This is a genomic window from Donghicola sp. XS_ASV15 (genome assembly GCF_041224595.1).
Taxonomy (GTDB): domain Bacteria; phylum Pseudomonadota; class Alphaproteobacteria; order Rhodobacterales; family Rhodobacteraceae; genus Donghicola.
In genome coordinates, this window is sequence record NZ_JBGFGN010000146.1 from 83,685 (window position 1) to 103,060 (window position 19,376).

Annotated in this window: 13 protein-coding genes; 5 read left to right on the plus strand and 8 right to left on the minus strand. The window is 57.4% G+C overall.

Going from position 1 to position 19,376, the window contains the following annotated elements; genetic code table 11:
- The first annotated feature begins 321 nt into the window (after nt 1-321).
- The 3 genes from AB9K37_RS12265 (at nt 322) to AB9K37_RS12275 (ending at nt 3,823) form a co-directional block, all read left to right on the plus strand.
- Nucleotides 322-1,992, plus strand: coding sequence for a methyl-accepting chemotaxis protein (locus AB9K37_RS12265; RefSeq protein ID WP_369839069.1), 1,671 nt, complete (start codon nt 322-324; stop codon nt 1,990-1,992).
- A 218-nt stretch (nt 1,993-2,210) separates the two neighbouring features.
- Entirely contained in the window at nt 2,211-3,362 is a 1,152-nt protein-coding gene (locus tag AB9K37_RS12270; protein WP_369839072.1) for an iron-containing alcohol dehydrogenase, read from the plus strand.
- Between the two features lie 92 nt (nt 3,363-3,454).
- Nucleotides 3,455-3,823 (plus strand): hypothetical protein, encoded by a 369-nt coding sequence (locus AB9K37_RS12275; RefSeq protein ID WP_369839075.1) that lies wholly within the window; start codon nt 3,455-3,457, stop codon nt 3,821-3,823.
- Between the two features lie 4 nt (nt 3,824-3,827).
- Here the strand turns inward: AB9K37_RS12275 and AB9K37_RS12280 are convergent, their stop codons facing one another.
- From AB9K37_RS12280 to AB9K37_RS12310, 7 genes are all read right to left on the minus strand, one after another.
- Nucleotides 3,828-4,586, minus strand: coding sequence for a phosphatidylcholine/phosphatidylserine synthase (locus tag AB9K37_RS12280; RefSeq protein WP_369839078.1), 759 nt, complete (start codon nt 4,584-4,586; stop codon nt 3,828-3,830).
- 4 nt (nt 4,587-4,590) lie between these two features.
- The gene (locus AB9K37_RS12285) at nt 4,591-5,265 is read right to left on the minus strand and encodes a phosphatidylserine decarboxylase (protein WP_369839080.1); all 675 of its coding nucleotides are present in this window, start codon (nt 5,263-5,265) and stop codon (nt 4,591-4,593) included.
- 197 nt (nt 5,266-5,462) lie between these two features.
- On the minus strand, nt 5,463-6,434 hold the full coding sequence (locus AB9K37_RS12290; protein WP_369839082.1) for a phosphoribosyltransferase family protein: 972 nt from the start codon (nt 6,432-6,434) through the stop codon (nt 5,463-5,465).
- A 282-nt stretch (nt 6,435-6,716) separates the two neighbouring features.
- Entirely contained in the window at nt 6,717-7,214 is a 498-nt protein-coding gene (locus AB9K37_RS12295; RefSeq protein WP_369839085.1) for a DUF4405 domain-containing protein, read from the minus strand.
- 148 nt (nt 7,215-7,362) lie between these two features.
- Nucleotides 7,363-9,411 (minus strand): penicillin-binding protein 1C, encoded by a 2,049-nt coding sequence (gene pbpC / locus AB9K37_RS12300; protein ID WP_369839088.1) that lies wholly within the window; start codon nt 9,409-9,411, stop codon nt 7,363-7,365.
- Entirely contained in the window at nt 9,408-14,807 is a 5,400-nt protein-coding gene (locus AB9K37_RS12305) for an alpha-2-macroglobulin family protein (RefSeq protein WP_369839090.1), read from the minus strand. The genes pbpC and AB9K37_RS12305 overlap by 4 nt, the downstream gene beginning before the upstream one ends.
- Nucleotides 14,808-15,270: 463 nt before the next feature.
- Nucleotides 15,271-16,128, minus strand: a complete 858-nt coding sequence (locus tag AB9K37_RS12310; protein WP_369839093.1) for an NAD(P)-dependent oxidoreductase — start codon at nt 16,126-16,128, stop codon at nt 15,271-15,273.
- 296 nt (nt 16,129-16,424) lie between these two features.
- Here AB9K37_RS12310 and AB9K37_RS12315 point away from each other — a divergent pair, with 296 nt between their 5' ends.
- On the plus strand, nt 16,425-16,739 hold the full coding sequence (locus tag AB9K37_RS12315) for a hypothetical protein (RefSeq protein WP_369839096.1): 315 nt from the start codon (nt 16,425-16,427) through the stop codon (nt 16,737-16,739).
- 192 nt (nt 16,740-16,931) lie between these two features.
- Nucleotides 16,932-18,098, plus strand: a complete 1,167-nt coding sequence (locus tag AB9K37_RS12320; protein ID WP_369839099.1) for a nucleotide sugar dehydrogenase — start codon at nt 16,932-16,934, stop codon at nt 18,096-18,098.
- Between the two features lie 3 nt (nt 18,099-18,101).
- Here AB9K37_RS12320 and xrtD read toward each other — a convergent pair whose 3' ends face one another.
- On the minus strand, nt 18,102-19,205 hold the full coding sequence (gene xrtD / locus AB9K37_RS12325; protein WP_369839102.1) for a VPLPA-CTERM-specific exosortase XrtD: 1,104 nt from the start codon (nt 19,203-19,205) through the stop codon (nt 18,102-18,104).
- Nucleotides 19,206-19,376 lie beyond the last annotated feature (171 nt).

A 19,376-nucleotide genomic window follows, 5' to 3' on the forward strand; every position in this document is an offset into this window, starting at 1 on the left:
TGGCTCGTACAGGGAAAGTTCGTCTCTTGGGCCCCTTATCCCTCTGAGTTGTATCGGGAATGTGACGTTCTATGTTCATGAAACTGTCACATGCCAGCCAAGAGCGGCCGCCTTTGCGCCTGCAGAATTAAGTGACGCTGCTGCTATGCGGAAGCGCAGGCGAGGCAGGGCATATTTTGGCACAGAGATTGCAAACTATCGGCAACCTGTCGGGCTGGCGCAGACGGGTAGGTGTCTAAACTCGTGGCCATGCGGCCGTTGAAAGGAATGACCCGCTCTGTCGGCCCGGTGCGACGCATACCAAACGAAGGAAGATCAACGATGTCCACGGCAAACGATGTTCTCGTTAGCAAAGACGTGTCCGCTGCGCTGGACTTATTGTCCTATCCGGTCATGATTTCTGACGCCGACCTGATCATCCGTTTTGTAAACAAGTCGGCCTTTGACATGTTTCGCCAGATCGAACCGGACCTGCGCAAGGATCTGCCCGCCTTTGACACCAGTGACATCATCGGCCGCTCGATCGACCTGTTTCACAAAGTGCCCGCCAATCAGCGCAAGGTGCTTGCCGGTCTGAAAAAGACACACAGCGGCGGCTTCAAGGTGGGGGGTAAATCGCTTGCCTTCAAGGCAACGCCCCAGTTCGACGACAAGGGAAACACCCGCGGCTTCTATGTGGAATGGAGTGACCGCACTGAGATCGAGCGCGCACAGACCCAGACCAAAACGATCCTGAACGGTGTAAAAAAACTGACCGAGGCACATGCAGCGGGCAAACACAGCGAGCGTATTGTTCTTGGTGCGCTCGAAGGGGAATATGCTGATCTGGCCACCGCGACCAACCAAATGCTGGACGGGCATGGACAGATCAAAGAGGCAATTCTTGCCACGATCGAGGCGTTTGCGTCAGGTGAATTCGATCATCCTTTCCCCAGCCTCCCGGGCGAGGGACACCTGATCTCTGATGCGATCGAGCGTGTGCGCGGCGCCTTCTCGCGGGTGATTTCCGAAATCAATTCGCTATCCAATGCCCTAGTAGATGGCGATTTGGCACGCACCGTTGATCCGGCAAGCTACGACGGCGCCTATCGCAAGATCATCGAGAATTTCGAACGCTCTTTTGCGGCGCTGAACACCACGCTTTATGCGGTGAAAGAAGAGGTGGGACAGGTCTCTGATGCAATCGGTCAGGTCACCCGCTCTGCTGGGTCCTTGAATGACAACGCTCAGGCTCAGGGAACCGCGCTGGAAGAAATCTCGGCGACGGTCGAGCAAACAGATGCAATGGTGCGCAGCAATGCAGAAGCTTCCAAAAAAGCAGCGACCTCCGTCGGCGCGACGCTGTCGATCATCACCTCGGGTGAGGGCCGCGTGACCGAGATGGTCTCGGCTATGGAAGATATTCGCAAATCCTCTGACGATATCAGTCGGATTATCAAGGTGATCGACGACATCGCCTTCCAGACCAACCTGCTGGCGCTGAACGCCGCTGTCGAAGCAGCACGCGCTGGGACCCATGGACGTGGCTTTGCTGTTGTGGCCCAAGAGGTGCGCAACCTCGCCGGACGTTCGGCCAAGGCAGCCAAAGAAACCGCTGAACTGATTGAGGATTCGACGGCCAAAGTGAACTCTGGCGTTGAACTCGCGACCGATACCCGCGCGGCCTTTACCGAGATTTCCGAGAACATTCAGGAGATCGAGATCGAAGCGCGCCGCGTGCAGGATGGCAGTCTGGATCAAACCCGCGGGACACAGCAGATCTCGCAGGCGCTGTCTGAATTGTCGGTTGCGGGTGGGCGTATTACGAACCAGGCAGACGAGTTGAACGCGGCAGCTTTGCAGATGCAGGGCGCGACGCGCACAATGCTGGACAAGGTGCAGTATTTTACCCTACGCGAAGCTCCAAAGTCCGCCACCGCCCAAATGCCTGATCTGTCGAACCTAACACCCGAGATGATGGCTCAGATCCGTCAGATGATGGCGGCACGCTAAAAGTGCGGTTCAATCGCAGTCTAAATTTCGCTCCGATCTACTGGCCTGTTTGTTTCACGGTGGAACAAAAATCTCTCGCTTAGGGTAATAAATGCAGGGGTCTCTCTCTCTCTTGCGTTGACTGTTCTGGGCCAAGTGCCCACTGTGGCGTTCAGTTCGCAGCTGGATCACGAGGAGGAGCGTGGTCGGGCTGGGGTGTTTGGGGACCGGAGGAATTTATGAATATTCAAACAACGCTCGGGGCAGGACATGACACTGTCTCTGGCGTGATTTCTTATCTGACGCGCATTGAATTCGGAGAGGGTGCAATTCAGAAGTTGCCCTCTTTGCTGCACGAGCTTGGCATAACCAAGCCGCTGATCTGTACAGACCAAGGACTTGCAGCGACAGGTTTGATCACACGCGCCTGCGACGGCATCAAGGACTACGCGATTTACGATGGAACGCCAGCCAACCCGACCGAAGAGGCGGTGATGGATGCGTGGGATGTGTACCGCACAGAAGAGTGTGATGGGATCGTCGGCATCGGTGGGGGGTCTTCGTTGGATCTGGCCAAAGGTGTCCGCATTCTGACGGGCCACCCGCCGCCCTTGGGACAATATGCGGCGGTAAATGGCGGCGTGACGCGCATTCATGGCAAAATCCGCCCCCTGATTGCGGTGCCGACCACATCCGGCACGGGGTCCGAAGTCGGGCGCGGCGCCGTGATCATCACCGCTGACGGGCGCAAGTTGGGGATTTTGTCCCCCTATAACCTGCCTTCGATTGCTCTGTGTGATCCCGAATTGACCTATGGTTTGCCCTCTCGGTTGACGGCAGCAACAGGTATGGACGCGATTTCCCATTGTCTCGAGACCTATATGGCGCCTGCCTTCAACCCACCGGCCGAGGCGATCGCCTTGCATGGTCTGGAGTGTGGCTTGCGCGCGATTGAATCCGCGACAGCCAATGGTACTGACCGCACAGCACGTCGTGACATGATGATCTGCGCTCTAGAGGGCGCTATGGCCTTTCAAAAGGGTCTCGGTGCCGTTCACGCGTTGACTCATCCGCTTGGGGCGATCCGGGAATTGAACTTGCATCACGGCACGCTGAATGCAGTGCTGATGCCCGAAGTGTTGCGCTTTAACAGACCTGCGATTGGCGAAAAGTGGCACGAGCTGTCCAAACGCATGGGCGGCGATCCCGCAGAGGCCTGCGAACGCCTGAACCGGCGCCTGGGGCTGCCCATCGGCCTTGAAGAAATGGGTGTGACACGCGAGATGATGGAAAAGGTTTCTCACGAAGCACTCAAGGATCATTGCCATGCAACCAACCCGCGGAATGCGACCCAGCGGGACTACATGGATATTCTGGAACGCTCTGCCTAAGATCCGATCTCGGGGGCCGAAAGGCCCCCGATTGACCTTGCGCACAGATCATTGAACAATCAGCCATCATCACAAGACAGCGGAACGGACCTATGGATGCTGGCAAGGTTGTGGTTGGTGTGTTCAGTGCGGCGATTTTCTCTCTCACCGCTTATAATTTTCGCTACGAAATAGGGGATGTCCTGCATTTCAATCGGCACGAGATTGCTGCTGAGATCACCTTGGACAATCGCTGCGAGTTTCGGGATTCCGTGTTCGTGGTCCGGGATCAGGACACTGGCGATTTCGCACGCTTTTACGGTCGCCACGCGGTGCTCAAAACGACAGAGCGAAATCGTGTGCGGTTGGAATTCGACCCAAATTACAAAGGTGTCGAATTTTTCGGAACCGAATTTCCTGCGTCAAAAGAGATGACCCTGATTGCTGACTGCAAAAGCAGCCGCAAGTTCGTCTTCTTCTGAAGCCCTAGCTAAAGAACCGACCACGGGCGTCTATGACGCATTTCACCAGCAATAACAGGTACAGCGAGTCCAGAACGATCAGCAGTAGGAACGGCCGTGTGAACAGCACACCGATTCCGACGACCACTGCGAACATGAAAATCACGATCAAGGGACGCGGCACACGCAGGCCCTTGGGCGCGAGTGTCTTGAGCGTCGAGATCATGAGAAGCGCCACAAAAGCCAGCCAGATCGCAACCACAAAGGGGACAGCGTGCATGTCGAGCACGTCACCCAGCCAAAGGAACAGCGGTAGCAGGGCCAAGTATGCGCCACCCGGAGCGGGGACGCCAATGAAGTGATTGCTGGATTTCTCGTCCTCGAGCGCTTGACCCTTCATGACGTTAAAACGGGCCAGGCGCAGACAAGTGGCCGCTGCAAAAATCAGAACAAACACCCACCCGAACGTCCCTAGCTGGTTCAGGATCGCCTGATACAAGAGGACCCCGGGGGCGACGCCAAAGCAAAGGAAGTCCGACAGGGAGTCGAGCTCGGCCCCCATTTTCGAGGTGGCATTCAAACGCCGCGCCAACAATCCATCCAGGCCATCCATTAAAGATGCCAGCAGGATCAGGCCCACCGCGCCCATGTAATTTTCGTCCATCGAAAAGCGGATCGAGGTCAGGCCAAAGCACATTCCCGCCAGCGTGACCATGTTCGGCACGAGGAGCAGAAAGGGGACTTTCTCAGACTGGACCGGAGGGGGCGGCGTTTGATCTGTCATCGGGTCAGGACTTTGCGTTCAGATCCGCGAGAACGGTCTCGCCCGCGATCATGGTCTGACCGATTTGCACCTTTGGCTCGACGCCTTCGGGCAAGTAGATGTCCAGACGCGAACCGAAACGGATCAGGCCAAAACGTTCTCCCGTCGCCAGCTTTTGGCCCTCTTTTGACCAGCACAGGATGCGGCGCGCGACAAGGCCGGCGATCTGCACGACGCCATATCGGCGACCGTCCTCCAGAACGACAGTCAGGCCGTTACGCTCGTTATCCTCTGACGCTTTGTCGAGCGAGGCGTTCAGGAACTTGCCCGGACGGTACGCCACTTTTTCCAGAGTGCCTTCTGCGGGCAAACGGTTCACGTGGCAGTTGAAGACCGACATGAAGACCGAGATGCGGGTCATAGGCTGGTCCCCCAAGCCAAGCTCTGCCGGGGGAACGGCGGGCTCCAACAAGGAGATGATCCCGTCTGCCGGTGAAATCATCAGGCCGGGTTCGGTGGGGGTGACGCGCTCCGGATCACGGAAAAAGTAGTAGACCCAGACGGTCAGGCCGACGCCGATCCAGCCAAGCGGCTCGCAGATCAGAAAAAGGACGACAGTGATCGCGGCGGCAATCGCGACGAACTTGCGTCCTTCGGGGTGCATCGGTTTGACAAAGGTCGAAAGCATGGAAACAGACATCGGGGCCTCTGGTGCAGCTGATTTGCGGCGTCCTAACGCAAAACGCGTCGGGATGTTAGTGCGCTTGCACAGAATGAGGCAGATCCGATTTGCATGCAATTGCTTCAGCGCCGAGATGGTTCATCACAGCGTAAAGCGAAGGCTTAATCGGCGGCTCCGATCACAGGAGCCGCCTAGGATTTGTCTGAGCTGAGTCTTTATCCCCGACCGGCGAGCGATTTGACCGCGTAGTACACTTTGTCACCTGCAAGGCGGCGAGCTTGCAGCTTCAGCTTGGCCAAAGTGGCAGAGGCACCTGTTGCCTTTTGTGCGTGGCGGAATGCCAAAGGCGCGGTGCCATCGTAGATCATGCTCTGCGTGGCAACGCAGAGGACAGGCCGCTCTGAAATGCGCTGAATTTCGGCGGCGTCGGCGGCTTCGCTTTCGATAAAAATGTCCGCGCCTGTTTCTTGGTAGATGCGTGCCTTGAAGGCGGGCGAATTGGCGTGTTCTTCGTCGGTCTGCGTCATGATCAGCTTGCCGTAGCGCACGCCATTGTCGCGCATCCAAGCCTCGGTCTCGGCGCGATAGGTTTCGCGGCGGCTGGTCACCAGCCAGCCAATCTCGCCAGAGGTTGCATGCAGCTTTTCAGCCGTCTGCAAGAATTTGCGGTAGGCCTTGCCGTTGTCATCCTCGTGGGCTTCGGGGTTGCGGCACAGGACGCCGTCAATATCCACGCAAGCGTTCTTCAGCACGGCATGGTGCATCATGTTCCACTGGCAAATTGGCGAGAGCGAGTTCGTCTCCAGAACAACATCCACGTCCGGATGCTTGGCAATTTGCGAATAAACTGAGCAAAACACGATATTGCCGGGCACGCCCTCAAGAGCGGCACGCGCTTTTTTAAAGGCACGGCCCGATCCCACGGTATCGTCAATCACCAGAACTGTTCGTGCATCCGACATCGCCTTGTCCACGTCGGGTGCGTCTTTGGTCGCGCCATAGCCGAACACCTTGCCCGAGATCAGGCCATCCAGATCTGTCAGGGGAAGGTTTAGCTGTGTTGCGAGCATTGTCGCCGGCAACATACCAGAACGAGGGATGCCAACGATAAGGTCAATTTTGGACGGCAGCTTTTTGCGATTTGCTATAATCGCAGCCGACATGTCCTGAATATTAATAAATTGCATAAATTGCTCCCAATACAATCGAAGCACGCCAAAATAACAACTAAACCGTAGGTGGTGTCTGTGGTGAATGCAATTCCATTTTGGACTAAGGATCCCGTTGCGTGTGCAGCAAAGGATATCCTTGCGATAAGGGCTGCTGTTCAGACTGCCTTACTTAGTTGCAGGATGTGCCTAACAGGACACTTGTGTTACAGGGAATGCGCGCCGTCACGGGGGCGGCGCGCCTGTCTGAATTTGGCGTAAACCCTTATCGAATAGCTGATTTCTTGGCTTGCGAGGCTTTTATTCACTCAATGATACAAGGCTTGCCATGATCTGCATGTCCGGTTTTCCGGAATTTGCAGCGATGGTGCTTAAACTTTCATCCGGCGAGCCAACCGTGAAACCAGCAGCTTCCAGAGATGCGATGAGATCCGAGGGTTCTATATCAATTACTGCGGCAACTTCCGACAGGCTGCCACCAAGAATCAGGGTTGAAAAACCAAAGACCGGAGGCCGTCCTGACTCGCCTTCTGCGGGAACGAGAAAGGCCGCGGCAGCGATAAATGATACAACCATGGCGATAGCAAAGGAGGCGCGTTTGAAGTAGGCGGACATTGGTCGCCAGTTCTTCCAAAGATGTAGGGCAAAGGGAAGTATGAGCACGATGCTCAGCCATTCGTGCATACCGTGAAAGCCGCGTGGACCGATATGAAAGAATAGCGCGATCCCCGAAATCAAGGAGACCAGAAACAAGCCAGTGATAAAGGGAGTGGCGTAGCGAAGAAGGACAGATTGCATTCGAAAATTCCTTGTCAGAACGGGAAATGGCTCAGGCGGAGCTGTGCGTTGGCATACGTCAAATGAAACGCGGTTCGGCCTGAAATCCGTCGAGGGTTTCGGGTCATGCAAAGAAAAAATTTAGAATTTATGCATTGAAAATAGAGCTTTAGGGTCTCAGCGTGATCTGGAAGTCAGTGCTCGCGCTTCGGCCCTTGGCATCAATGACGGTGAGCCTGCTGAAGCCTTCGCCCATCTGTGGTAGGATAATCTGCCGCGATCTGGGGTTTGCAGGAACTGGTGCGCCATTCGCGAGCCATGTAAAGGGCGGCGTGCCGTCCTGGAGCTTGGCAAAGAACCCTTCAGGCATGGATGTCAGCTTGGCGCCGCTCGGGGGGAAGACGAGCTTTGGCGCGTCCGGATCAGGCAAAACACTTCCGTCTCGCGGAATAAAAGTCTGCAAGTTCGGAGGAAGGCTGTTGCCTGCCACGCGCAACGTATTGGCGGGTGCCGGAGGCAATGGGACGGGTCTGTTTGTCGCTCTTTGATAGGCTGCAAACAGGATCGGTGCAGCGAGATCGCCGCCAAAGGCACCAGGAACAGGAGTGCCATCAGGGCGCCCCATCCACACCCCGACCACCAGCGCGCCATCAAAGCCGATCGCCCATGCATCCCGGTGGCCGTAACTTGTGCCTGTTTTATAGGCAAGTGTCCCGCTCGGAGCGCCAGCGGGCGGAGTCAGATCCCCCAGAATATCGGCGACCTGCCACGCGGCGCGTGGCGCCATCAAGCGGTGTTCTGTCTGCTCTTGCGGACCTGCCCGCCAATGCAGCGCCACCGGGCGACCCAGCCGCGCAAGACCTCCGTAGAGGGTGACCAGATCTTCGAGCGTTAGTCCAACGCCGCCAAGGGCAACAGCCAGTCCAGCCCGTCCACTTGGCAGGACCGGCGTCGCGCCTGCTTTGCGTAGGGCGGACATTAGCTTGGCTGGCCCAAGCGCGTCTGTCAGAGCCACCGCGGGAATGTTGAGCGACTGTTGCAGTGCCTCGCGCAGCGGGAGTGGACCACGAAAACTGCCGTCGAAGTTCTGCGGTGCGTAATCGCCGAAACGCATAGGACGGTCGTCGAAAATGGTTTCGGGATGTGCGAGCCCCTGATCAAAAGCCAATCCGTAGATCAAGGGCTTTAGCGTCGATCCGGGAGATCGCACAGCGCGCGTCATATCCAAATAGGCGGCCCCGCCGCGCCCTTCGCGATATCCAGCAGAGCCAACGCTCGCCAAGACTTCGCCCGTGCGATGGTCCGCGACCAGTATCGCGACAGAAAGGCCCGCATGGTGGCCCCGGATCGCGTTTTTGGCCAGCTCCTGTAGGTTAGACTGCAAGCCGCCATCCAAAGTCGTCCTATGAATTTGGGCGGCGGGTTGATCTGCGATCGCAAGATCTGCCAGATGCGCGGCCAGCATTGGCATCTTGGCGCGACGTTGGGGGAGGGGGGCGGTGCGTGCAACGGAGAGGGCTTCGGGCGGTAGAACACCCTTTTGTCCCATACGCATGATGACCCGATTTCGCGCGTCGAACGCGGACTCGTAAAAGCGGTCTGGACGGCGCGTCTCTGGCGATTGCGGCAGTGCGACCAACAAGGCGGATTCGGAAGGCGTTAGCCGCTTGGGCGGCTTGCCGAAATACAGGCGCGTGGCGGCCGCGACGCCTTCGATATTGCCGCCAAACGGCGCGCGGGTCAGATAAAGATCCAATATCTGCTGTTTTGAGAGCTTGCGTTCCAGCGCCCAAGCCACCCGCATCTGTCTCAGCTTGCCTTGAATACGACCGGTGCCGCTATCCTCGATCAAGCGGGCAACCTGCATGGTCAGGCTTGATCCCCCAGAAACGACGCGACCGTACCAAACGGCCTGCGCCACAGCGCGTGTCAGGGCCACGAGATCGACGCCATTGTGCCGATAAAAACGCCCGTCTTCGTAGGCGACCAGCATGGCCAGATAGGTTGGGTCTACAGTTCCCACGCTGGCATCAAGCCGCCAGCGTCCGCCCTCGACCGTGTAAGCCCGCAAGAGCTTGCCGGTCCGATCCAGAACTTCGACCGAAGTTTCTTGGACCAGCGGGGGCAGGATCGTTGCCTCGATCCATGCGTCAAAGCGGTCACGCGCACCCGCAAAAATGGTGAGCGTGGCCGCTATGACAAACAGCGCATACCTCATGGCCGCACGGTGATCGTGCCCGTTTCAGACACCGCTTGGTAACGTGGGCGGTACATGTCTTGCACCTTGGCGGCGGGCGCGTGGTACGTGCCTGCGGTCACTGCGCGTACGATGTAGGCCAGCCGGAAGCGCTCGGGGCGGGTCCAGTCCACTGCGGCGACAAAGCGGTCGCTGCGGAACTGGGTCATCCGCGTGTCTATCGTCTCGATCCAGGACAGGCTGCTCACATCTCCAGAGCGGATCAGACTGGGGTTGTCGATTTCCAGGCCAGCAGGCAAAGGGTCGTCCACGATCAAGCGGGCCTCGTGGTTTTCGGTAGGCGTGATTTCGAGGACCACGGCGTAGCGCGCCCCAGAAGTGAACTCGCCTGTGTTCACCTCGTTGCCCTCCAGATCAAAGATATGGCGCGCGATCTGGTAACCGTACCCTCCGGCCTCGGCGGGAACAGAGGGAACACCCATCGTCGTGAGGGTCAGGTTTGTATCGCTGCCAGTGTTTCTGATCTCGATTGGTTCCGATGTTTCATCCTCGAGTATCTGGACCAAAGGAGCTGTCGACGGCTCGCCGTTGATTTCAAGCGCGTTTGTCGACGGATCATCGACCAGAGCGCGGGCCGCAAGCAAGGTCCACGCAGCTTCTTGGGTCGAGCGTGACCGGCTTGTTCGGACGACAGCGTTAGTCAGGGCGCCTTTGTCGATGGCGTCACTGCCTGCTTCGGTCGCCAGAGCCAGAAGAGCTGCCGTGTCGCGCAAGGTCGTACCGTAGTCACTGCGCACAGCGGTGCTGATCGCAGCGGTCCCGATCATTCGTGAAGACTGGGAGAACATTTGATCCGCGCGGGTCTGGTCACCATAGGCCGCAAGCGCTGCTCCGAGTTGCGCAGCGGCGAGAGGGGTCGCAAAGTCCTCGGCTTTGACATCGGCGTAATACCGTAGATCGCCCATGTTTGCTGCGCCAGCGCGGGCCAGCACCATCAGCGCATACGCGATGTCCTGACCGCCTTCGTCGAAATCCGTGGCATAATTCACCTGATTGCGCAGATTGTCCAAAGCAGAGCGCAGGGCGCGATCGGGCACGTCATAGCCCGCTTGATCTGCACGGGTCAGGAAGTCAGTGACATAGGCATCTAACCAGAAATCCCCGCTATCCGCGTACCAAAGGCCAAAGCTGCCGTTGCTGGACTGACGCGTCAGGATTTCGGTTGTTGCCTCTTTGATCCGCGCGGCCAAATCCTGACCCTGTGTTTGGCCCAAAGCGTCAGCGACCTGATCAAAGTACAGCAGCGGCATGGCCGCCGAGGTGATTTGCTCGGTGCAGCCATAGGGATAGCGATCCAGACTCGCCAGCAGTCCCGGCACGTCGAATGTCGCCAGCGGACCGGCCGAGAGGATCGCGCGGCCAGTGCCGTCCTGCATCTCGGCAAACACATCCTCGCTCAGTGTGAAGGTGTCACCGCCCGCCAGATCGAAGCGGCGGGTCGTGGCTACTTCTGGATCGTTTGATCTTATGGGCATCCGAAGTATGCGCTCGATGCGCGTGCCATCGGGCGTGCTGAGTGCCACCGTGATTTCTGGATCGCCGACTGCAGAGCCGGTAAGGGGAATAGCCAGAGAGGCGCTATCCTGCGCGTTAACGACAATGGTGTCTGGGTAGTCCCCCAAAGTCAGGCCATCACCTGCGTTCAGCGCAAGAGACATCTCGCCAGAGGCTCCTTCGATGTGGGTCAGGTCGAGCAAAAGTTGACTCTGATCGCCGGGAGCAAGGAAGCGGGGAAGGCTGGCACTTAGAACAACAGGATCGCGGAACGTGACTTCTTCTGCGGCACCTCCCACGCCTTGAGAGCCCCACGCGACGGCCATGATCCGCATTTTGCCGTCAAAGGCGGGCACATCAAAGGTCACCTGCGCCTTGCCCTCTTCGTCCAGTTCGATGGGGCCGGAGAAGAAGGTCACGAGGTCTTCGGTCGGGGGCGGGCTTTGCATGGACATGGCGCCGCCTGCGTCCCCACCACTGCGGACAGTCCCTGTCTGACCGTTCAGGCTATCGATCAGGCGGCCATAGATGTCGCGAATCCCAACGCCAAGCCTGCGCTGACCAAAGAAGTGTGCTTCGGGGTCAGGCGGCATATAGCCCGTCAGGTTTAAAATGCCGACATCCACCGCCGCGATTGTCGCATAGAGAGGTTTGTTCATAACGTTGGCCACGGAAATGTCGACGGTTAGCGGGCCGCGCGGGCGTGCCGTTTCTGGCAAAGACAGCTGAACATCCAAATCCCGTTCCGCAGGGAAAACCCTGCCAAAAGCGATCCCGAGCGATCTAGAGGGCATGAGAGTGTTATCGACGTCCATTGGACGCACGACACTTGCCGAAACATAGGCGCCGGTGCCCCATCCGGCCGTCACGGGCAAAGAGATGATGTTCTCGCCTTCTTTGACCTTGACGGTCTTCATATCGATCAGGCCCTCGCCGAGGACTGTGATCAGCGCGGTGCCTGCATATCGCGGGACAAGGCGCAGCTTGGCCGTGTCTCCTGCTGAATAGATGTGTGTGTCGAGCGAAAGTTCGAGCGTATCGGGGGTGCTAACGGCGTCGGCGGCGGCATACCATCCGGCGTCAAAGGATACAGAGGTCTCTAGGTACCGCTGACCATCATCGCGCGTAACGACGAGTTCATACTCGCCCCATTCAACCTGACTGGATATCTCGACGGGTTCCTGACCTAGTGTCGCCTTGCCCGCAGAGATGCGTGTGCGGGTTGTGATTGGTTCCCAGTTCCAGTCACCGTAGAGCTGGTACCACTGATACGTTGTCTCGACCCGATTGAGCGTCCAGGCGACCGGCATATCCATGGGTTGGCCGCTAGGGTCTAGGGCGATCAGGTCGAAGGCCGCCTCGGTGTTCTCTGAAAGAGTGCCCTCAAACAAGGGTTTCACCCCGATCAAAGCTGTGGAGGGCGCAAGGTTTCTGGTGATCTGCCGCTCGACGGGACGCCCCGACCCTTCGGTCATCTGCGCTGTCACCGTCAGTTGGAGTGGGCGATCGGCTGTGGGCACAGCAGGAATCGTCACGGGCAAAGAGGCCATGCCCTCGGTGTCGGTCATCGTGCCGGTGGGCAGCGCCGAGAACGCGGGTGACAGCGGTTCATCATGCCGTCCAAACCGGTATCCCGGGAACTCTTCTAGGCCTTCGCGGGCTGACACACGCATCATGCCACTGATAGGCAGACCTGACGCAGGCGCGCCGAACAGATAGGCCGCGTCAATATCAAGGCTCGTCATCTCGCCGCCCCGCAGGATGGGGGGAAGATTCAGGCCAAAGTCGAACCTTTCTGGCAGAAAATCTTCGACGAGGATTTTCGTGCTTGCGAGCATCGGCGCTTCGGGATCGCCATAGGCCTGCAACTCCCAAGTGCCCCGAGGTGCGGTGTCGCTGATCGGCAGTTCAAAAACATGACCGCCCGCGACGCCCACACCAGAAAGTGTACGGCTGTATTCGACCCCATCCGGGCGGCGCAATACAGCGGTCAGGGGGAGGTTCCAGATCACATTAGCGTCTTCATCACGCGCAAGGGCCGTTGCGTGGATACGATCGCCGGCGCGGTATGCCCCGCGATCTGTGGCCAGAAACAAATCCACTGGCCCCGAAGGCGGACGGCCCGCAACACCGCGATCAGATAGATCGAATTCAGGGTCCAACAGAGACAAGAAAGCGATATCTGCGTTGCGCCGGGCGATCACCAGCGCTGGCTCGGCCCCGTCTTTGCCGCGCATCAAGCCGCTGGCGAAACGTGCGTACCCGCGTTCATCGGTTTGTGCTGTCCCAAGAACCGCGTTGGAGCGGGAGATCAGTGTCATACGGACGCGCTCTCGCGGCGCGCCATCTGACAGGCCACGGGCAAACACATGCAGCCCATCCACACCGCTCATGCTGGTCATGCCCAAATCGGACAGGACAAACCACTGGGTCGCAGCGGCGTCGGGCTCTCCGTCAATGCTGGCCTGCAACGCATAGACACCGGTGGGTTGGGTTGACAGGGCGCGGGCCATGGGTAGGCGGGTCAGCACACTCTGGTTCAGCTCCATGCCCACCTCGGCTGTACCTTCCCAGATGCGCGCGCCGATGCCATCAGACAAGCGCTGCTCTTCATAGCCGTTCAAGGGCCGCCCAAAGATGCGATCCAGAATGGCGGGCATAAGATTGCGGTTGCTGACATGGTATAGGGTCAGATCGACTTTTTCCGTGTTCACGGTTGTGATCGGGATTGCTGGGTCTGACCCGCGCGGCAGCACATAAGCGCGTCCGGTAAAGGCCAAAGACGGGCTGCGATCACGCACATACATGGTCAGATCGACGTCCCGTTGCAGGGTTTCGCCGCTTGCTGCAGGAAGGCCTTCGCGCAGGGTGATCTTGTAGCGCGAACCATGGGTGACGCCGGTGATGCAGAGCTTGTTTCCACTGGCATCTGCAGCAAGACCTTGGGTCGCGCTGCGGACGAAACTGGCATAGTCGACGCCGCCATCCACCAGCTCTTCGGAAAACTCAGCACAAATCCGAGGTTCAGCGAGGTCGCTTTCCACAGTGTTGTCGGTAATGCGAAACCCATAGCGGTTGATCGCGTGCTCCAGCAGGTCAGCTGCCTCGTCCCGCGGCTGCGCACTCTGCGCCAGTCGCAGAGCGGGGATCATACGGCGCCCCTCGTACATGCCTTCGAGGGCTAGCGCCATTTGATAGAGCGCGCTCGCGCGGGTGCCTGCGTCCGAGCCGTAGAGGTATCCGTTGATCGATGCACTCAGTGCGTCGGTGCGCAGGGATGCGCCTCTGCTACGCTCTTTCTCTGCAGCGATCAGAGCGAGGCGCGCATACTCGGTCCAGAGCCCGGCGCGATCAGTGAGGGCGATAGCCGAACCGATAAACGACATAGCAACAGCGATCTCACCGTTTTGTTCGCGTTGAGCTGCGGAGCGTGTGTAATCCTCGACCGTGAAGTTGCCGGGCGCATAGCGGACGCCGATATCCAGCGCCAAATCTAGAGCGTTCGAGAACATAGAGTCGTTCAGAAAACCAAGATCGGCGTGGGCGCTTTCGGCAGCAATCAAGGTTGATGCCGGGGTCACAACAACGCGCGCGGACAAGGCGCCGTCATAAGCGCTTTCTTGGGTGACACCGGTCTTGGGAAAGCACGCGCCGGATCGAGTATTGAACGTCAGGGCAGTGCACTGAGGGTTCGCCAAACAGGCGCGTTGACACGAGTCGAAATCGGTATCGAAAACGGCCTGTAGGTCGCCACCGTAAAAATCGACATTTCGTGCAACATTCAGGCGTCTTTCGGGTAGGGTTTCGGCCATTGCTGCAACGGGCAAAAGTAAAGCAATCAATAGAAAGAAACACCTGAACATTATTTTACCTTTGTTGTGTCAGCCTCTGTCAAAGCCTCTCATAGAGGATTTTGGTAGAGCAAGTCATGAAGACACGAAGGTCTCAATCCTCTTTATTTTCTTGACGTTCCAATAGATGGTCCAAGTTCTGCACGCTTCAGAAACTAGTTCGTTAGTACACCTAATAAGTGACGTGGCACGGCATGTGCGCGCTGAGATTTCGGGCGTTGATTGGCATTTGCAAAATTTCACTTAATTGGGGTCACGATGAGCAATCTTGTGGCTTGCCCGCGGCTTTTGCGAACGCGGAACCCAAAGCCAAGCACATTGGTCGAGCGAGGCTCGACAAGTCGCCCTAAGTATCGAATCGCAGTTATGGTTGATGGAGTCTCACAAATCCGTTGCCACTTTGGCGACAACAATGACTTGTGGTAGGCTGGCCAATTTTTGATCGATGATTTGGTGTGGACCAAGTGGCGCCAGCTCACTGTTCAGAGGGCAGGGCATCTAACTCTTGCAGAGCTGTCGTAAGTCCAGCACGCCAATCTGGGCGCTGCAGCGTGAAAGTCCGCAGGTTCAGGCAATCCAACCGACAATTGAGCGGGAGGCGTGCGCGCATCGGGAATTGCGACGCAGGGATTTCGTTTACTATGACATCTTGCCCGGTTTGGCGAAAAATCTCCTTTGCAAACCCAGAGCGAGAGACATCCGGCGCGCCAGCGAAATGATAGGTGCCCGTTCTGGTAGGGTCGACGATTAGCGCCTCGGTCATCGCCATGAGCGCATAGGCGAGGTCTCGCGCCGGGGTAGGGCCGGCGATCTGATCCGAGACCACGTTGACCATGGTGCGAGTCTTTCCGATTTGCAGCATGTCTTTTAGAAAGTCGTCCCCATGCGAGGCAAAGATCCAAGATGTCCGCACAATGGCATGAACACAGGCACTCGCGTGAATGCCCTGTTCCCCGAGCAGCTTGCTCCGGCCAAGGGTGTTCACCGGTTGAGCGGGGTCTGAAGGAAGGTGCGGGGCAACGCCTGTGCCGCTAAAGACCTGGTCGGACGAGAGATGTACGAAGGGAATTTTCAATTCCTCGCAAGTTCGCGCCATCGCGGCTGGCGCCTCTGCGTTCATGAGTATGGACAGAGCTTCATTTTCCTCTGCCCCGTTGAGGTCCGAATAACCCGCTGCGTTGATGACCGCCCTTGGCCGCACGTGAAGGATGGCGTCAATGCACTCTGTGGGCTTGCTCAGATCGCAGGCCGCACTGTCTAGGAAAAGCGCGTCAGGCAGGTAGCGCCCGAGCTCGGTTGCGACCTGGCCAGATTGACCAACAACCAGGATCAATTGAATTGCCTCGTGTGCCGGGCGGGGGTGGGAAGAGTCGGGTGCATCTTGCTGCGCTCGGTGATCCAGAAATGAGTGTGGCTTGAAAACTGTCAAACTTTTCAGAGTTCTATTCAATAAAAAATCTGACGTTTGTTTGTGTGGCCCGGACTCGCAAAGTGAACTGACGTCACAACTACTTAATTGTTGAATTAAAGCGGTTCTGCCATAATTTTGAGAATAGAATAGTTCCCTAATATCACTAGGTTACGCCTGCGGACGTGCTTCCAGTTTTCTGAATTGTAAGCTCTTCTATAATGCTTGAAGTCTGCCCACTTTCTGCCGCATTTTCGCCCCGAACGCGCCGGAACATTGAGGCGTTCTTAGGTTGGTTGTTTTCTTCCCGATACGGGTTTTTGCTTGGGTTGAGCATGTTAGGTGGTATTTTTTTTGGAATTTTTGTTGGATACGGGAGCGCTTTTGCGCTCTGGACTGCTGGACTGTCACTTGGCGCAGGCGTGATCATTTCCGTTATTCTGGCGGCGACAGCCTTTATCTTCTCCTTGATATTTTCGGGACGCCGCAAGGGCGAGCCTGTTCTTGAATTGCAGGAACGCACGCACTCCGAATAATCGGTTGCGCTTCGCTCCTGTTACGTATTAGCCGCTCGCCGGAGGGTTTGCCGTTCGCGGCAGGCTCTCCGGTATTTTCAGTCAGTTCCCTGAAATACCGGCCTTTTCCTAAAGGTCGAGTTGCTGATAAACCTGTCCCAACGGTAGGCGTCTCTTGGACGCTGGCCCGAATGGTAAGACAGGACGTGTAACATGAAATTTGTGGTCGCTGGCATTGGATATGTTGGCCTATCGAACGCGGTGCTCTTGGCACAGAACAATCCTGTGGTGGCGGTCGACATCTCGCAGGAGCGTGTGGATGCCGTCAACGCCAGACAGAGCCCGATTGTTGATGCCGAACTCGAAGAGTATCTGGCCAACAAAGAGCTGAATCTAACCGCAACGACGGATCTGGCAGAGGCCGCAGTTGACGCGGATTACGTGATCGTCGCAACGCCGACCAACTATGATCCGATCACCAATTACTTCGACACGAGCAGCGTCGAGACTGTGATCAAAGCGGTGACTGCGGTGAACCCAAAGGCAACCTTGATCATCAAATCAACGATCCCTGTAGGGTACACCGAACGTCTGGCCCACGATCTGGATACGGATCAGGTGATCTTTAGCCCAGAGTTTCTGCGCGAAGGCAAAGCGCTGTATGACAACCTGCACCCGAGCCGGATTGTCGTGGGCGAAGACAGCCCGCGGGCGCACAAGTTCGCTGAGGCTCTGCTGGAAGGCGCGATCAAGAAAGATGTCTCGGTGCTGTTTACCGGTTCGACCGAAGCCGAGGCGATCAAACTCTTCGCGAACACCTACCTTGCCATGCGGGTCGCTTACTTCAACGAACTGGATAGCTACGCCATGGCTTTGGGGCTCGATAGCCGTCAGATCATCCAGGGCGTGGGTCTGGACCCCCGAATCGGCGCCCATTACAACAACCCGAGCTTTGGCTATGGCGGCTACTGTTTGCCCAAGGATACCAAGCAGTTGCTCGCAAATTACTCGGAAGTGCCCCAAAACATCATCCGGGCTATCGTCGATGCCAACCGCACGCGCAAAGACTTTCTGTCTGATGCGATCGTCGCGCGGCGCCCCAAGATCGTGGGTATTTACCGTCTGGTGATGAAGGCCGGCTCTGACAATTTCCGCCAGAGTTCTATCCAGGGCATCATGAAACGGGTGAAGGCAAAAGGGATCGAAGTGATCGTGTATGAACCCGTTCTGGAAGAAGACGAATTCTTCCGCTCGCGGGTTGTGAACGACCTCGATGCGTTTAAGGCAGAGGCCGACGTGATCGTCGCGAACCGTATCACGGATGATATCGCCGACGTGGCCGACAAGGTCTTTAGCCGCGATCTGTTCGGGTCAGACTGAGAGTTAGAATGGGACGAAGCTTGGCAAGCGGGTCAGGCTTCGTTCGACAATATCCGTCAGCCGTGCGTCGGCGTCGGACAGCGTCTCTTTGGGTTGGATCGGCGTAACGTAGCGGACCAAAGCACCATCGGTGCGCCCTTGGGTGATCCCGTCCTGCAAGACGGTGAGCTTGGCCTTGAAGTCGTTGGTGAGCCGTTTCCCGCGCTGTTCAAACCAGTAGTAAACAAGTTGCTGTTCGGTCCCGTTCTGAATGATCGCTCGATTGACGTCGAATGTGCCGTAGGCGCCAGTCGTCCGAAGTGTATAGGGGGCGATTTCGTAAATCTCCCACCCTGAAGATGGCAGGCAGACCTCGGGCGAGTGAATCCCTTGGCCCTCTGTCTGGCGGGTGTAGTAGGCCACGAACATATTGGCAGAGTGGCCCGACTCGGGTGTTATAAACGTCGCGTTCAAGTAGTCGTCCGCAGCTAGAACCTCTTCGATTTCGGGATCGAGGGTCGACATTGATCCACGCCAAGGTCCGAGTTGCCGCGGGAAGAGTACGAAGCTGTCTCTGGCGATCTCGTGGTTCTTTGCGTCCGGTATCATCATCCAGCCGGCACCGAGGCCAAGCGTCAGAATTGTTGCGATCATCAGTGCACGGGGGCCGTGGACCTGACGGAAGCCGGACAGGATCGGCCATAAATCACTGCCATCAAGGTCGAGCGCATCGGGCAAACTGCGCGGCACGGGTTCGGTGCGCTGCAAGCCCCAAGCGAGCGCGAAAAGAATGCCGATACATGTTAAGAAGATCACCCAACCTTCGAAGAAATGCAAAAACCCTTCGGCCTGTTCGATGCCATAGCTGTTCACAAGCACGCCGATGACACCGATCCGGACGGCATTCATTGCGACCGTCAGGGGCGCCGCCGACAAGAGCAAGATTGCTTTGTGCCAGAGAGGCCCTCGGTAAAGGATCGCGAACAGATAAGAAAAGCTGAGGATCGGGAAAAGATAACGCAGGCCTGAACACGCCTCGGCGACTTGAAGCTTGTATACGCCGAGATCAATAATATTCCCTTCAAGGTAAACAGGCACACCGAATGCCCTGACAATCGCGACGCCCATCTCCGAACTGATGCCCTGAAGAAAAGTGGTTATGTGAACGGCGGAGCAATACTCGGCCACGGTAGCGACGGCATAGTGTTGTCGCGGGCGGCGTAAAAGTCGTCCACTTTTGCCCTTTCGGATTTCGGGAGGGCTTGGGGATATACACCGTGGACTTGTATTTGAAGGTGC

Excerpts from the sequence above, each read along its gene's own strand:
- AB9K37_RS12285 (WP_369839080.1), bottom strand. The coding sequence starts at position 5,265 with ATGTCTGTTTCCATGCTTTCGACCTTTGTCAAACCGATGCACCCCGAA.
- AB9K37_RS12295 (WP_369839085.1), bottom strand. The coding sequence starts at position 7,214 with ATGCAATCTGTCCTTCTTCGCTACGCCACTCCCTTTATCACTGGCTTG.
- AB9K37_RS12315 (WP_369839096.1), top strand. The coding sequence starts at position 16,425 with ATGCTTGAAGTCTGCCCACTTTCTGCCGCATTTTCGCCCCGAACGCGC.
- AB9K37_RS12270 (WP_369839072.1), top strand. The coding sequence starts at position 2,211 with ATGAATATTCAAACAACGCTCGGGGCAGGACATGACACTGTCTCTGGC.
- AB9K37_RS12275 (WP_369839075.1), top strand. The coding sequence starts at position 3,455 with ATGGATGCTGGCAAGGTTGTGGTTGGTGTGTTCAGTGCGGCGATTTTC.
- AB9K37_RS12305 (WP_369839090.1), bottom strand. The coding sequence starts at position 14,807 with ATGTTCAGGTGTTTCTTTCTATTGATTGCTTTACTTTTGCCCGTTGCA.
- AB9K37_RS12265 (WP_369839069.1), top strand. The coding sequence starts at position 322 with ATGTCCACGGCAAACGATGTTCTCGTTAGCAAAGACGTGTCCGCTGCG.
- pbpC (WP_369839088.1), bottom strand. The coding sequence starts at position 9,411 with ATGAGGTATGCGCTGTTTGTCATAGCGGCCACGCTCACCATTTTTGCG.
- AB9K37_RS12290 (WP_369839082.1), bottom strand. The coding sequence starts at position 6,434 with ATGCAATTTATTAATATTCAGGACATGTCGGCTGCGATTATAGCAAAT.
- AB9K37_RS12320 (WP_369839099.1), top strand. The coding sequence starts at position 16,932 with ATGAAATTTGTGGTCGCTGGCATTGGATATGTTGGCCTATCGAACGCG.
- xrtD (WP_369839102.1), bottom strand. The coding sequence starts at position 19,205 with ATGGGCGTCGCGATTGTCAGGGCATTCGGTGTGCCTGTTTACCTTGAA.
- AB9K37_RS12280 (WP_369839078.1), bottom strand. The coding sequence starts at position 4,586 with ATGACAGATCAAACGCCGCCCCCTCCGGTCCAGTCTGAGAAAGTCCCC.